The organism is Caulobacter sp. GW821-FHT09B08, assembly GCF_059418225.1.
The window spans coordinates 154,901-169,159 of the sequence record NZ_JBWKPL010000002.1 but is presented as its reverse complement, the minus strand read 5'-3'; the positions used below and the strand labels follow the sequence as shown (position 1 = coordinate 169,159).

The 14,259-nt window shown below is 67.4% G+C and carries 14 protein-coding genes and 1 tRNA gene; 6 read left to right on the top strand and 9 right to left on the bottom strand.

What is annotated here, in order from left to right; translation table 11 throughout:
* The first annotated feature begins 61 nt into the window (after positions 1 to 61).
* Both AC07OA_RS07150 and AC07OA_RS07145 read left to right on the top strand, forming a co-directional pair.
* On the top strand, positions 62 to 961 hold the full coding sequence (locus AC07OA_RS07150; RefSeq protein WP_494663097.1) for a flagellar motor protein MotB: 900 nt from the start codon (positions 62 to 64) through the stop codon (positions 959 to 961).
* Between the two features lie 136 nt (positions 962 to 1,097).
* Positions 1,098 to 1,949: an arginyltransferase gene (locus tag AC07OA_RS07145; protein WP_494663096.1), complete on the top strand. Its 852-nt coding sequence runs from the start codon at positions 1,098 to 1,100 to the stop codon at positions 1,947 to 1,949.
* 8 nt (positions 1,950 to 1,957) lie between these two features.
* Here the strand turns inward: AC07OA_RS07145 and AC07OA_RS07140 are convergent, their stop codons facing one another.
* From AC07OA_RS07140 to AC07OA_RS07130, 3 genes are read right to left on the bottom strand one after another with little or no spacing between them, the layout of a single operon-like run.
* Positions 1,958 to 2,725: an SDR family oxidoreductase gene (locus AC07OA_RS07140; protein WP_494663740.1), complete on the bottom strand. Its 768-nt coding sequence runs from the start codon at positions 2,723 to 2,725 to the stop codon at positions 1,958 to 1,960.
* A gap of 15 nt (positions 2,726 to 2,740) precedes the next feature.
* The gene (locus tag AC07OA_RS07135) at positions 2,741 to 3,676 is read right to left on the bottom strand and encodes an NAD(P)H-dependent flavin oxidoreductase (protein WP_494663095.1); all 936 of its coding nucleotides are present in this window, start codon (positions 3,674 to 3,676) and stop codon (positions 2,741 to 2,743) included.
* Between the two features lie 39 nt (positions 3,677 to 3,715).
* A complete protein-coding gene (locus AC07OA_RS07130; protein ID WP_494663094.1) occupies positions 3,716 to 5,035 on the bottom strand; it encodes a serine hydrolase domain-containing protein in 1,320 nt (439 codons plus the stop codon).
* Between the two features lie 128 nt (positions 5,036 to 5,163).
* Between AC07OA_RS07130 and AC07OA_RS07125 the strand changes: the two genes are divergently transcribed.
* Together AC07OA_RS07125 and AC07OA_RS07120 are read left to right on the top strand one after the other, a co-directional pair.
* Positions 5,164 to 5,238, top strand: a tRNA-Thr gene (locus AC07OA_RS07125).
* Between the two features lie 95 nt (positions 5,239 to 5,333).
* Positions 5,334 to 5,867, top strand: a complete 534-nt coding sequence (locus tag AC07OA_RS07120) for a hypothetical protein (protein ID WP_494663093.1) — start codon at positions 5,334 to 5,336, stop codon at positions 5,865 to 5,867.
* Positions 5,868 to 5,927: 60 nt separating this feature from the next.
* On the opposite strand, the gene AC07OA_RS07115 is transcribed toward AC07OA_RS07120, so the two are convergent.
* Entirely contained in the window at positions 5,928 to 8,441 is a 2,514-nt protein-coding gene (locus AC07OA_RS07115) for a TonB-dependent receptor (RefSeq protein ID WP_494663739.1), read from the bottom strand.
* 416 nt (positions 8,442 to 8,857) lie between these two features.
* On the opposite strand from AC07OA_RS07115, the gene AC07OA_RS07110 reads away from it, so the two are divergent.
* Positions 8,858 to 9,496, top strand: a complete 639-nt coding sequence (locus tag AC07OA_RS07110; RefSeq protein WP_494663092.1) for a TetR/AcrR family transcriptional regulator — start codon at positions 8,858 to 8,860, stop codon at positions 9,494 to 9,496.
* Here AC07OA_RS07110 and AC07OA_RS07105 read toward each other — a convergent pair.
* From AC07OA_RS07105 to AC07OA_RS07085, 5 genes are all read right to left on the bottom strand, one after another.
* Entirely contained in the window at positions 9,493 to 9,717 is a 225-nt protein-coding gene (locus AC07OA_RS07105) for a hypothetical protein (RefSeq protein WP_494663091.1), read from the bottom strand. The two genes, AC07OA_RS07110 and AC07OA_RS07105, sit on opposite strands and share 4 nt — an antisense overlap.
* 148 nt (positions 9,718 to 9,865) lie before the next feature.
* Entirely contained in the window at positions 9,866 to 10,045 is a 180-nt protein-coding gene (locus AC07OA_RS07100; RefSeq protein ID WP_494663090.1) for a hypothetical protein, read from the bottom strand.
* 364 nt (positions 10,046 to 10,409) lie between these two features.
* Entirely contained in the window at positions 10,410 to 11,537 is a 1,128-nt protein-coding gene (locus AC07OA_RS07095) for an HlyD family secretion protein (protein ID WP_494663089.1), read from the bottom strand.
* Positions 11,534 to 11,998: a PaaI family thioesterase gene (locus AC07OA_RS07090; RefSeq protein ID WP_494663088.1), complete on the bottom strand. Its 465-nt coding sequence runs from the start codon at positions 11,996 to 11,998 to the stop codon at positions 11,534 to 11,536. The genes AC07OA_RS07095 and AC07OA_RS07090 overlap by 4 nt, the downstream gene beginning before the upstream one ends.
* A complete protein-coding gene (locus tag AC07OA_RS07085; protein WP_494663087.1) occupies positions 11,995 to 12,588 on the bottom strand; it encodes a TetR/AcrR family transcriptional regulator in 594 nt (197 codons plus the stop codon). The genes AC07OA_RS07090 and AC07OA_RS07085 overlap by 4 nt, the downstream gene beginning before the upstream one ends.
* 65 nt (positions 12,589 to 12,653) lie before the next feature.
* On the opposite strand from AC07OA_RS07085, the gene AC07OA_RS07080 reads away from it, so the two are divergent.
* Positions 12,654 to 14,249 (top strand): DHA2 family efflux MFS transporter permease subunit, encoded by a 1,596-nt coding sequence (locus AC07OA_RS07080; RefSeq protein WP_494663086.1) that lies wholly within the window; start codon positions 12,654 to 12,656, stop codon positions 14,247 to 14,249.
* The last annotated feature ends 10 nt before the right edge of the window (positions 14,250 to 14,259 follow it).

Sequence of the window (14,259 nt, the reverse complement as noted above, 5' to 3'; positions counted from 1 at the left end):
ACGGCATTTTAACGTCCAGCCGTCAGGTTCGGTCGAACAGGGTTAAGCAGGCTTAAGCACGATGGCCGTCAGCGGCGAGCAGCCGATCATCATCAAGAAGGTCAAGAAGGGCGGCGGCCATGGTCACCATGGCGGCGCCTGGAAGGTGGCCTATGCCGACTTCGTGACGGCGATGATGGCCTTCTTCCTGCTGATGTGGCTGCTCAACACCACCAGCCCCGAGCAGAAACAGGGCATCGCCGACTACTTCGCCCCCGCCTCGATCTCGTCCAGCACCAGCGGCTCGGGCGGCATCCTGGGCGGCACCTCGCTGGGCGACGACGGCGCCAAGGCCGACGGCAAGATGTCGGTCATCCAGCAGATGGCCCCCGAGGCCCCGACCGAGACCAGCAAGGACGGCCAGAGCTCCACGACCGCCAATCTCGACTCGGCCAGCGAGCAGGCTCTGCGCGACGCCCTGGCCAAGAAGGAACAGGACAGCTTCGCCTCGGCCGCCCAGTCGCTGCGCCAGTCGCTGCAGGACATGCCGGAGCTGGCCGAACTGTCCAAGCAGATCATGATCGACCAGACCCCAGAGGGCCTGCGCATCCAGCTGATCGACCAGGACGGCCGCTCGATGTTCAAGGAGAACTCGCGCGAGCCCAACGACCGCGCCCGCATCCTGCTGCGCGCCGTGGCCAAGGTGATCAACCAGCTGCCCAACCGCATCACCATCTCGGGCCATACCAGCGCCAGCTCGTTCGGCAAGCGCGCCGACAGCGACTGGGCCCTGTCGGCCGAGCGCGCCGACGCCTCCCGCCAAGTGCTGCGCGGGGCCGGCGTCGACGAGGACCGCATCTACCAGGTGTCGGGCAAGGCCAATTCCGAACCGCTGTACGCGGACGATCCCACCCTGCCCGGCAACCGGCGCATCTCCATCGTCCTGCTGCGCGAAAAACCGGTGCTTCCGGATGGCTTGTAGGGCGACCCGCGAAGACCGCTGCGGCGCTATGACGCTCAAGCGCTCTGCGCAGCTTGCGCAACCGGCGCGGATGCCCCCTAATCGCTTATCGGCCCGGCTTCGCGGGCGAGGTTTCTAGAGGGATCGGGCGCTTTCCGTGACGCAGCATTTTCCGACGCGACAGCTGCGCTTCTTCCTCACGGCGCCCACGCCTTGCCCCTACCTGCCCGGCCGCGAGGAGCGGAAGGTCTTCGCCCACCTGCCGCTGTCGGACGGTCCCACCGTCAATGACAGCCTGACCCAGGTCGGTTTCCGCCGCTCGCAGAACATCGCCTACCGCCCCGCCTGCGAGACCTGCCGCGCCTGCCAATCGGCGCGCGCCCCGGCCGGCGACTACGTCTTTTCGCGCTCCGAGCGTCGGGCCCTGGCCCGCAACACCGACCTGGAACGCCACCTGGTCGAGGCCGAGGCCACGCTGGAGCAGTTCGAACTGCTGCGCCGCTACCTGCTGACCCGCCACGCCGACGGCGGCATGGCCGAGATGACCTGGCCCGACTACGTGGCCATGGTCGAGGACACGGCGGTCCGCACCCACCTGATCGAATACCGCCTGCGCTCGCAGGACCGTGGCCCCGGCGACCTGATCGCCTGCGTGCTGGTGGACGTCCTCGCCGACGGCCTGTCGCTGGTCTACAGCTTCTACGACCCCAGCCTGACCAAGCGCAGCCTGGGCTCGTTCATTATCCTGGACCACATCCTGCAGGCCAAGCTGAACAGCCTGCCCTACGTCTATCTGGGCTACTGGGTGCCGGGCAGCGAGAAGATGGCCTACAAGGCGCGCTTCTCGCCGCTGGAAATCCTCAAGCCCGGCGGCTGGGCCCTGATGTCGGCCCGCGAACGCGGCGCTCGCCCGCCCAAGCCGGTGGGCCAGGGCACGGGCGCCGGGGTCGAGCTCAGCGACGCCGAGCCCGCCGAACTCGGGGGTTTCCCGAGCCCGGGCAAGCCCTGAAGTCCGGGTCAGCGCGCGAAGCTGACCCCGCCGTCCACGGTGACGGCTGAACCGGTCACATAGTCCCCGGCCCGCGAGGCCAGGAAGATCGCCGCCCCGGCCATGTCCTCGGTCGTGCCGATCCGCCCGGCCGGGATCATCTTCGACACCGCGTCGGTATGGTCGCGAGCGACCTTGTTCATGTCCGAGGCGAAGGCCCCCGGCGCGATGCAGCTGACGGCGATGTTGTCGGCCGCCAGGCGCAGGGCCATGCGCTTGGTCATGTGCAGCAGGCCGGCTTTGGACGCGCCGTAGGGATAGGTCTCGTCCTTGGTCACCGACTGGCCGTCGATCGAGGCGATATTGATCACCTTGGCCACGTGGTCCTGGGCGGCGGCGCGCAGATGGCCGATCAGGGCCTGGGTCAGGAAGAACGGGGTCTTCATGTTCAGGTCCACGACCTTGTCCCAGCCGCTCTCGGGGAACGCGTCGAAGTCCGCCCCCCAGGCGGCGCCGGCGTTATTGACCAGGATGTCCAGCTTGTCCTCGCGCTCGGCGATCCGCGCCACCAGGCCGTTGATGCCCTCCAGCGTCGAGACGTCGGCCGGCAGCGAGATGCACTCGCCCAGCGCCGACAGCTCCTCGGCCGTGGCGTCGCAAGCGGCGGCCTTGCGGGCCGAGACGTACACGCGGCGCGCCCCGTAGGTCAGGAAGCCCTCGGCGATCATCTTGCCGATGCCGCGCGAGCCGCCGGTGACCAGGGCCACGCGGCCCTTCAGGGAAAACAGGTTCTGCATCATGGACTGGATCTCTCAGAAGCTGCGGCCGGCGGCGAGCGCGCCCAGCCGCTGGGTGATGTCGAAGAATTGGGCGACGGTCTCGTCGATGATTTGAGCGGCCGGCTTGACCTCGTCGATCAGGCCGACGGTCTGGCCGGCCAGGGCCGGCGCGGCCTCCATGTCACCGCCGAAATAGACGTCCAGGATGTTCTTGAGGACGTCGGGCGGCATGACGCCGGCCTCGTGGATTTCCTTGGTGCGCTCGGACTTCAGGGCGCGGATGCAGGGGCTGGCCTTCTTGTTCAGAACCCAGGTGCCGGTCTCCTTGGCGTCGGTGATCGCCGCCTTGTAATTGGCGTGCACCGGGCTCTCGGCGGCGCTGACGAAGCGGGTGCCCATCTGCACGCCCTCCGCGCCCAGGGCGAAGGCGGCGGCCATGCCGCGTCCATCGCAGATGCCGCCGGCGGCGATCAGCGGCACGTCCACCCGGGCCCGGATGGCCTGCAGCAGGACCAGGGTCGAGACCTCCTCGGGGTTCTTGAAACCCCCGCCCTCGGCGCCCTCCACCACCAGGCCGTCGATCCCGGCCTCGGCGCATTTGACCGCCGCGTCGACGGTGGGCACCGCGTGATAGACCACGATGCCCGCGCCCTTCAGCGGGCCGATGAACTTGGCCGGGCTGCCGGCCGAGGTCGTGACGAACTTCACGCCGCTCTCGCAGACGAAGCGCAGCATGGCGTCGTCCTTGAGAAACAGGATCGGCAGGTTCACTCCGAACGGCAGGCCGCTCTCCGCCATCTTGCGGATCTCGGCCTTGCAGGTCTCGGTCTCGCCGGACGAGGTCTCGATGATCCCCAGGCCGCCGGCCCGCGACACCGCGCTGGCCAGGGGATAGCGGGCGATCCAGCCCATCGGGGCCTGGACGATCGGATATTTGGCGCCCGTATGGGCCAGTACGCGGTTGGTCATGCGACGCGCTCCTCCCTGAGCCTTCTTCTCGCGACCGGCCTATTTCGCCGGGTCGACCAGGGCCTGGTAGACCAGGGTGGTGGCGTCATCGTCGATCTTGGCCAGGGCCGGATCGATCTCCTTGGCCAGGATGTGGATCATCCCCAGCATGAAGAGGTCGTTCTTGGGATCGATCCAGAACCAGGTGCCCGCGGCCCCGCCCCAGCTGTAGCTGCCCTCGCCCTGCAGCGTGCCGGCGCGGGCCGGATCGGTGACCACCGCGAAGTCGAGCCCGAAGCCCAGCCCCTTGGCCGGCGAGAACGACGCGCCCGGCGCGCCCATCACGGCGTCGGACAGGTGGTTACTGGCTATCAGCTGGATCGTGCCCGGCGCCAAGATCCGCGCGCCGTCCAGCTGGCCTCCGTTCAGCAGCATCTGGGCGAAGCGGGCGTAGTCGGCCGTGGTCGAGACCAGACCGCCACCGCCCGAGGCGATGGCCGGCGGCTTGGAGACGTCCAGCACCATGAAGTTGTCGGCGGGCGTCAGCTTGCGGGTCTTGGGATCGGGAATATAGAGGGCCGCCAGCCGGTCCTGCTTGGCCGCCGGGAGGTAGAAGCCGGTGTCGGTCATCTTCAGCGGATCGAAGATTCGGCTCTTCATGAAGTCGGCCAGGCTCATGCCCGAGAGGCGCTCGACGATCAGGCCCTGGATGTCGACCGAGACGCTGTAGCGCCACTCCGTGCCCGGCTGGCTGGCCAGGGGCAGCTTGGTCAGGCCGGTCAGGAACTCGGCCTGGGTCTTGGAGCCCAGCAGGCCGCTGTCGCGATAGGCCTTCTCGACCGGATGGTCCGTGCGCAGACCATAGGCGAAGCCGCCGGTGTGGCTCATCAGCTCGCGCATGGTCGGAACACGCGCCGCCGGCTCGGTGATGAAGGAGCCGTCGGGGTTCTGGCCCTTGTAGACCTGCAGGTGGGCCAGTTCGGGCACGAACTTGGTCACCGGGTCGTCCAGGCGCCACTTGCCTTCCTCGAACAGGATCATCATCGCCACGCCGGTCACCGGCTTGGTCTGGGAATAGATCCGGAAGATCGTGTCCTTGGTCATCGGCCGCCCGTCGATGGCCGTCTTGCCGAAGGTCTCGTAGCTGACGATCTTGCCGTGGCGCGCCACCAGGGTGATCGCGCCTGGCAGATGGCCCTGGTCGACCAGGGCCTGCATATGGGCGTCCAGGCGCTTGAGTCGCTCGGAGGAAAACCCCTCGGCCTCGGGAGCCGCCGGGGCCAAGGTCGCGGCCGGCGCCGCCTTGGGCGCGCTCCAGGCCGGCGCGGCGGCCAAGGTCATGACGGCCAACGCCGCCGCCATCGTCAGCCGAACCCGCATGACCACTCCCGAACAATTGTTTGATCGGCACCTTAGCGGTGTTTGGCCACACGGCAATGGAAGAGGTGAGCTTGCCCGCGCCCCGTCCTTGCGTCTAAGGAAGAGCCCCGCTCGGCGTAGCCGGCGTGGCCGGATTAGCACAGCGGTAGTGCAGCGGTTTTGTAAACCGAAGGTCGCGGGTTCGATCCCTGCATCCGGCACCACACCTCATCACGACCGCTTTCGAGAAACGATGAGGGGCGTGGCTAGGCCTGACGTCATGACTGTATAGTTTCAGGCGAAGTTCAGGACCCGTGACATGCCCAGTATCGTCCGACGCCCAGAGCGTACTGGCGAGGTATTCTCCCGGCGCGAGGTCGCCCTGCTGGCCGACATTCCCCAGAGCGTCGCCGACCGCGCTCTGGAAGGCCGGGTCCTGGTCACCGACACCACGCGCCGCCCTGCCCTTCGGCTGCTGCCAGAGTTCGCCGCACCCTTCGTGGCCGTCGTCGGCGGACTGAAGCTGCCGCTGGGCGCCGCCGTTCGCCAAAGGCTGGCCGGAGCCCTGGCGGCCATGGACCTGGAGGCCATGTCCAAGGCCAAATTCGAGATCGAACACGGGGTCTGGCTGGATCTGTCGCTGCTGGCCTATCCGGCCGCCAAGCGCGCGCGGCGCTATCGGGAGCTGTGCGCCCAGATGCTGGACACTCGCGCCGGCCCCGCCCAGGCCTTGGTCGCGCCTTTGGGTCTTCTGCTGGTCGACTTCCTGACCGCGCCCGTCGCCGGCGGGCTGGACCGGGAAGCCATCTGGGCCCTGACGCTCTATGGCCTGGCGCACGGGCTCGGCGGGTAGGCCCCAAAAGTACGCCACCCGATCCAGGGGACCGGGTGGCGCTTCAGGCTTCGAGGTAGATCAGAACGTCTTGCGCAGCGTCACGCCGTACATACGCGGCGGGGTGGGATAGCCGCTGTAGCTGCCGTCCTGGGCCACCGTCGGGAACGTCGCGATCAGGCTCTCGTCGTTCGTCAGGTTGCGCACCCAGGCCGTCAGCTCCAGCTGGCGCTCGTCGTTGGTGACGCCCAGGCTGGCGTTGACGATGTTCTGGCCCCAGGTGCCGATATCCGGCGGGGTCGTTTCGCTGAGCTGCGTCTTGCTGGTGTAGTCGTACTCGACACGGGCGAAGCCGCCGTAGCCCTTGCCCAGATCATGGGTGATCGTGGCCGAGGTCGAGAAGGTCCACTTCGGAATGCCGGCCGGGGTGTCGCCCGTCAGATCCCGGAAGTTGGGCCGCAGGCCGGTCGAGGTGTTCAGCGGGCAGCGCACGGTGTCGTAGTTCACGCAGGCCGCGCCGGTGAACGAGTCGTACTTCGGGTCCAGATAGGTGACCGAAGCGGTCAGCGACAGCCAGTCCAGCGGACGATAGGCGCTGTCGACCTCGAAGCCCTTCACCGACTCCTCGCCCGCGTTGACCAGGCTGTAGCCGATGCCGGTATAGGCGTTCGACTGGAAGCCCTTGATCGACTGGTCGAAGATCGCGACGTTCAGGTAGCCGCCCTGGAAGTTGGCCTTCAGGCCCGCCTCGTAGACGCTGACGTCTTCCGGCGCGGCGGTGCGGCCCACGCCGTTGGCATTCGGCGGACGGCTGTCGGACGACAGATTGTAGGCGCCGGCCTTCCAGCCCGTCGAATAGCTGACATAGGCGTTCACCCAACCGAAGTCGTAGGCGGCGCGAACCGCGTAGGTGATCTTGTCGCCCTTCAGCTCGCCGGACTCGGTGGCGTTGGGGAAGTTGACCGGAGCGTGGTTGGTGGTGTTGCCGTAGTAGAACTGCAGACCGCCCAGAGCGGCGTACAGGTTGCCCGGCAGGCCGATGTACGGGAACTGCGGCACGGCGCTCAGGTTGAGGGCAGAGAACGGGTCACGCAGCACCACGTTCGACACCACGCGCTTGCGGTCGTTCAGATAGGACAGGCCGCCGGTGACGGTCAGCTTGTCGGTGATCTTGTAGTCGACTTGGCCGAACAGCGAATAGGAACGCTGCTTCATCGAATAGTCGTCGTCGATGCCCTGGCCGGCCTGGAAGTAGGTCGAACCCGGATGGATCGACGGCGTCACCAGGCTTTGGAAGAATTCCAGCGCATAGAGATTGGACCTGCCAGCGACGGCCGGCCGGATGGTCAGCGGCAGGGCGGCCAGCAGGGTGGCGGGCACCTGGCCGCTCAGGCCCTCGGCATAGGCGCGGATGTCGCTGCCGTAGTTGATCGTCCGGCCGGTCTCCAGCTTCTCGTCCTGATAGAAACCGCCGACCAGCCAGTTCAACGGCCCTTCGCTGTTGGACGCCAGGCGCAGTTCCTGGGTGAAGGTCTTGATGTTGTTGCCGTCGGCCTTGTTGGCCAGGTCGGCGCCCGTGAAGTCGACGTCCTGGTACGAGGCGCTGGTCTGCTCGCGATAGGCGGTGATCGAGGTCAGCTTGGCGAAGCCCAGATCCTGGTCGACCTGGCCGGAGATGCCCTGGCCGGTCAGGCGGTTGGTCGGGTCGGTATTGAAGACGACGTCGCGGTCGAAGATCTTGCTCGGATCGCTGACCGGCTTGCCCAGGCCGTAGGGAGCCGGCGCGCCGATGAACTGGGTGGCCGGACCGTTGTAGATCGAGGTCACGGCGCAGCAGACTTCGCTGATCTTGTTGTAGTCGGCGATGATGCGGACCGAGGTGTTGTCGGTCGGGACCCACAGCAGGTCGCCGCGAACCGACCAGCGGTCGCGGTTGTTCACGTCGTTACCGGTGGTGACGTTGGTGGCGTAGCCGTCGCGCTTGTTGACGCTGCCCGAGACCCGAATGGCCAGATCGTCGGCGATCGGCCCGGTGATCGTGCCCTTGAATTGCCGGGCGTTGTAGTTGCCCAGGGTGACCTCGGCCTTGCCGCCGAAATCGAACTGGGGCTGCTTGGTCACGATGCTGATCGCGCCGGCCGACACGTTCTTGCCGAACAGGGTCGACTGCGGGCCGCGCAGCACTTCGACCCGCTCGATCTCGGGCAGGTCATCCAGGGCGGCGGCCGAACGCGAACGATAGACGCCGTCGATGAAGACGCCTACCGAGCTTTCGATGCCGTCGTTGCCGTTGCCGTTGCCGAAGCCGCGGATGATGAAGTTGGTCTGGCTGGCGGCGTTGAGCTGGGTGACCTTCAGCGACGGCACCACCGACTGCAGGTCGATCAGGTCGCGGATCTGGGCGCGCTCGATGGTCTTCTGACCGGTTACGGCCACCGAGATCGGGATATCCTGCAGGGTCTGTTCGCGCTTGGTGGCCGTGACGATGATCTCTTCGACCGTCGCGGAGCTGGGGGTGGGCGCGGGCGTCTGGTCCTGAGCCAGGGCGGGACCCGCCAAGGCCAGGGTCAGCAGCGAAGCGCCGACGAAATGCATCTTCTTCACGTTTATTCTCCCTCGAGCTTTTTTCTTTGTCGTTTCAGCGCGGGCGGCGATCGGACGGATCGCGACACGCGCAAGGCCCGCCGCTCGCGCTTGCGCGAACGACTTGGCGATTTCGAATTCGGTTGATCGGTATGGCGACGAGCCCACGCCGCCCACTGCCCTCTGAGAGGGCGCGGACCAGGTCCTGCGCGGCTTTCGCGGCCATTCGGTTTCCCCCAAAGCGCACGACGCCTGTCTCGGCGTTTGGTGGCTTCGGTGCGATTCTAGTACACCCCAGATATTCTAGAGCAAGTTAGAAATTTTAGGACGGAACCGAACAGCGTTCTTTTGAACACTTGCTCAGGACCGCGAACTGCCGCTACCACTGCGGAAGTTCCGAAAAGAGAACACCAGGGGAGCGAAAAGCCGTGATCGGCCAGCATGATACCGTGACGGCCACGCCGGACGGCCATAAGCCGCTGTCGCACAGCCCAAAGTCCGCCAAGAAGCGCGACGCGATCCTCAGAGCGGCCACCGAGATCATCAACATCAAGGGCTATACCCTGGCCACGATGACCGAAATCGGCGCGGCGCTCGATCTGCGCGACGCGGCGCTCTACTATTACTTCCCCAACAAGCAGGCTCTGGTCTTCGCCTGCCATCAGAGCTCGCTGGAGCGCTTCGAGCGGGTGCTGAGCGAGACCACCGGTGCCAGCGGAAACGGATTCGAAAAGCTGGAATCCTTTTTGACCGCCCTGATGGTCGATTCCGCCCGCAACGGCCCCCTGCTCTATTTCGGCGACCGCTCCTACCTGGACCAGAACCAGCGCGACGACATCGCCGCGTGGAGCGAACGCCTGACGCGCCGGCTGGAGCGACTGATCGAAGACGGCATGACCGACGGCTCGATCACGCCCTGCGAGCCGCAACTGGTCGTGCAGCTGCTGATCGGCATGCTGGTCTGGCTGGCCAAGTGGGTGCCCACCGTCGAGGGCGTGACGGTGGACCGGCTGATGGCCGCGATCGGCGTGGCCAACCTGCGCGGCCTGGACAACCGCCGCGCCTAGGCGCCCAGCAGCGCCTCGTAGCGAGCGATGTTCTCGATCAGCCACTGCTGAAGGCGTTCCAGCTCGCTGATGTGAACCGGCGTCTCGTCCTTCAGGGCGCCGTCTTCCCCGACCGCTCCCACTTGCAGCTTGCCGCTGCGCAGGGCCTCCAGCCGCTCGGCCAGGGCGTCCTGCTCGGCCTTGTGTCGCTCGACGACGCGATTGATTTCGGCCTTGTCCATACTCGGTCTCCACTGCGGCCCCGGCGGCGATCCCGCGAGGCTGTCACTCGAAGCCCGAGCTTACGGCGCTGACCCGCGCGCGTCGATCAAACTATGCCCGTAAGGGCGATCCGGACGCCTCCTGGAGGAAGACGCCCGGACAGCAGGGTCAGTTATGCACCCAGCGGCAGACCTTCACCTTGTGGCCGTGATGGCGCTCCCACTTGCAGACCTTGTGCTCGTGGCGGTGATGGGGATCGCGCCCGCCGGCCGAGGCCGGGGCGACGGCGACCAGGCTCAACGCGGCGGCGACCAGCGCGGCGGTTCCGAACAGTTTGGTGGAAGTCATGTGCGTCTTGTCCTCCCAGACGTGACGACCGAAGCGGTCGACCAGGACCGTCCCACCGCGATGTTGTCGCGGTGTTGCGGCATGTTTCCCGGCTGTCGGAACGTGCGGGCGCACAGGTCAAAAAAAATGCCCGGCGCAAAGGCCGGGCAGTCATTAGGGAGGAAACGCCCAGGAAGGGCAGGAGCGCCAACGGCGGCTCCACGGGTTGATAACTAATGCGCCTCGGCCGCCGATCAAGGCCTGGGCGGTGCGACATTCAAGCCAGACCGTGGGGAACGCACGTTTGCCGACAAAGCGTGCAATCGACCATCTCCTGCACAAAGCCTGAGCGACATCCGCGCCGTCCACCGGTGTCATGCGCGACTCACCCGCCCTTCAGGCGCACCTTGACGGTGGTCGATAGGCCAGGACGCAGACGCTCCAAGCCGGGCTGACCCGGGTCGATGCGGATCCGCACAGGCACCCGCTGGACAATCTTGGTGAAGTTGCCCGTGCCCGGCTCGAACGGCAGCAGCGAGAACTGCGAGCCCGATCCCGGCGCGAAGCTCTCCACCGAACCCTTCAGCGGCTTGCCGTCCAGGGCGTCGACCTTGATCGTCGCCGCCTGGCCCACGACCATTCGCGAGACCTGGGTCTCCTTGAAGTTCGCCACCACGTACAGGCTGCGAACCGGCACCACCGTCAGCAGACGCGTGCCCGGCTGGACATAGTCGCCCGGCTCGGCCTGGCGATCGCCCACTACGCCGTCGATGGGCGCGCGGATCAGGGTGTGGGCCTGGTCCTGCCGGGCCAGAACCAGCGTCGCCTGAGCTCGCGCCACCGCCGCCTCGGCGCTGGCCAGGGCAGCCAGCAGCGACGCGCGCTTGGCGGTCGTCACCGAGGCCTGGTTGCGGCTGACGTCCAACTCGGCGCGACTGCGATCCGCCGCCGACTGGGCCGAGACGGCGGCCGCGCGATAGCGCTCGACGTCTCGGCGGGCGACCGCGCCGCTGCTGGCCAGGACGTCGAACCGCTCGCGGTCGGCCTGGGCCTGGACGTTCTGGGCGTCGGCGGCGCGGATCGAGGTCTGGGCGGCGCGGACGTTCGAGGCGGCCAGCTGCTCCTCGGCGTCGAGGGCGATCAGCGCCGCACGGGCCGATTCCACATTGGCCTGGGCGTCGCGGATGTCGGCCTCGGCCGAGGCGACGCGGGCGTCGAACTCTTCGGGATCGATGCGCACCAGCGGGTCGCCTCGCCGGACCGCCTGATTGTGGGCGACCAGCACCTCGGAGACCAGGCCACGCACCTTCGGCGCGATGGTCGAACTGTCGGCTTGGACATAGGCCGCATCGGTCGAGACCGTGGCCTTGGGCGCGGACAGATAGACCCCGCCCGCCACGGCCAAGACCACGGCGCCGCCAACCATCAGGGCCGTGCGCGGCGAGAAGGGCGCTCCTCTCTTGGTCTGAGGCGCCGTCACGCCGGCGGGGGCGTCGAGGACCGCGGCGCTCATCGGTCGAACACCAGCAGGGTCGAGGTCGCCGTGGCGTAGATCCGGCCAGCGGCGTCCTTGATCGTCGCTTCGGTGAAGGCCGCGCGGCGGCCGAAGCTGATCACCCGCCCTTCGGCGCGGATCGGGCCGGTCTTGTCAGTCATGGCCTTGTGGTAGGCGACCTTCAGCTCCAGCGTCGTATAGCCCTGGGTGGCGCTCAGCTTGGAATGGGCCGCGCAGCCGCAGGCGGAGTCCAGCAAGGTGGCCGCGTAGCCGCCGTGGATCGTGCCGATGGGGTTGTAGGCGCGGCGGCCGGGCGTGCCTTCGAACACCGCCCAGCCGTCGCCGGCCTCGGTCAGGGTGAAGTCCAGCGTGTCGCCGATGGGCGGACGGCCGCCGGCGACGATCATGGCCTGGAGCTGCTCCAGCCCGGTGACGCCGGGCGCCAGCTGGTCGGCCAGGGTGAGTTCGCGGACGGTCATTGAACGGCCTCCAGGCCAAGACGACGGGTCAGCGACGCGCGGGTGCGCGCCAGTATGGCGTCGGAACGGGCGGGATCGGGCTCGGCGCGGGCCAGGGACACGGCCCCGACCATCTCCGACAGCATCGAACCGGCGGTCTCCTCGGCGTCGGGCCGGCCCATCTCGGTCAACACCTGGACCAGGCGCTCGGTCAGGCCGGCGACGCCTTGGGCGAACCGCTCGCGCGACGGCGCGGCCAGGCGCGGGGCGTCGGCCGACAAGAACGGCAGCGGGCAGCCGCTGGTGCGCGTGTCGCGGTGGGCGGGCGACAGATAGAAGTCGAGGTAGGTCGCCAACCCCTGGGTCGGCGTGCGCCCCTCCATCGCCCTGTCGAGCCTGGTCTTGCTCTCCAGGAACATCTGGCCGACGGCGGCGGCCACGAAATCGTCCTTGGAGGCGAAGTGGGCGTAGAAGCCGCCATGGGTCAGGCCGGCCTCGGCCATCACGGCGGCGACGCCGATCTTGTGAGGCCCTTCGGCGCGAATAGCCTTGGCCGCCGCCTTCAGCACCCGCTCCCGGGTCTTCTGCTTGTGGTCCGCATCGTAGCGCATGGCTTGCGACCTCTGTTGGTATGATCCATATAATATTATGATCATCATACTTTCAAGAGGCCGCCATGCGCGACACCGCCGATCGGCCCACACCTCCGCCGATCAACCCGTTGGCCCTGCCGGACGCGACGAAGTACCTGATCTTCGGGGTGATGGCGTTCGGCCAGTTCATGGCCCTGATCGACATCCAGATCGTCGCCGCGTCACTCAACGACGTGCAGGCGGGGCTCTCGGCCGGTCCTGACGAGATCAGCTGGGTCCAGACCGGCTATCTGATGGCCGAACTGGTCATGATCCCCTTCTCGGCCTTCCTGGCCCAGGCGATGTCGACCCGATGGCTGTTCGCCCTGTCGGCGGGCCTGTTCACCCTCTCCAGCGCCCTGTGCGGCGCGGCGTGGGACATCAATTCGATGATCGCCTTCCGCGTGGTCCAGGGCTTCGTCGGCGGAGCCATGGTGCCCACCGTGTTCGCCACGGGCTTCGCCATGTTCGAGGGCAAGCAGCGGGCGATGATCCCGGCCATCCTGGGCATGGTCTCGGTGCTGGCCCCGACCCTGGGTCCGACGGTCGGCGGCTGGCTGACCGACGCGGCCGGCTGGCGCTGGATCTTCTACATCAACATCCTGCCGGGTATCCTGGTGACGATCCTGGCCATCCGGTTCATCCACGTCGACCGGGCCAAGCCCGAGATGCTCAAGACCATCGACTACTCCCACCTGGCGGCCATGGCGGTGTTCCTGGGCGGCCTGGAATACGTGCTGGAAGAAGGCCCGCGCCACGACTGGTTCGGCGAGCCCTCGATCACCATCGCCGCCTGGGTGTCGTTCGTGGCCCTGCTGCTGTTCCTAGAGCGCTCGTTCAATTCCGGCGGCCCGATCGTGCGGCTGTCGCCCTTCCGCAAGCCGACCTTCGTCTTCGCCTGCGTGTTCAATTTGGTGATCGGGTTCGGCCTCTATTCGGCGACCTATCTGATCCCGGTCTTTCTGGGCCGGGTGCGGGGCTACAACAGCCTGGAGATCGGCACGACCGTGGTGGTCACGGGCGTCGCCCAGATCCTGTCGACCGTGATCGCCGCGCGGCTGTCGCAGCGGGTCGATCCGCGCATCCTGATCACCGTGGGCCTCAGCGCCTTCGCCGGCAGCCTGTTCCTGACCTCGCACCTGACGCCGGAATGGGGCTTTCACGCCCTGCTCTGGCCACAAGCGCTGCGAGGCTTCGCGATCATGCTGTGCATCGTGCCCAGCGTGAACCTGGCCCTGTCCGGCTTCGCCATGGCCGAGCTGCGCTACGCCTCGGCCCTGTTCAACCTGATGCGCAACCTGGGCGGGGCTATCGGCATCGCCGTGGTCAACACCTGGCTGAGCGACAACACCCGCATCCATGTGGCCCGCATCGGCGAGAGCCTGGGCCAGGCCGGTCGCGTGGCGCCCGACTTCGTCGCGGGCCTGGCCGCCAGGATCGGCGAACTGACGCCGGATCCAACCCATGCCGCCCTCATGGCCCAGGGCGAGCTGGCCAAGGTGGTCGGCCGCTACGCCATGACCCTGGCCTTCAACGACGTCTTCCGCCTGATGTCGTGGATCTTCCTGGCCGCCCTGGTGATGGTGCCGTTCTGCAGGCCCGCGCCGCAGACCTCGGCCCCGCCGACCGACGCCCACTAGCCAGCCGAAC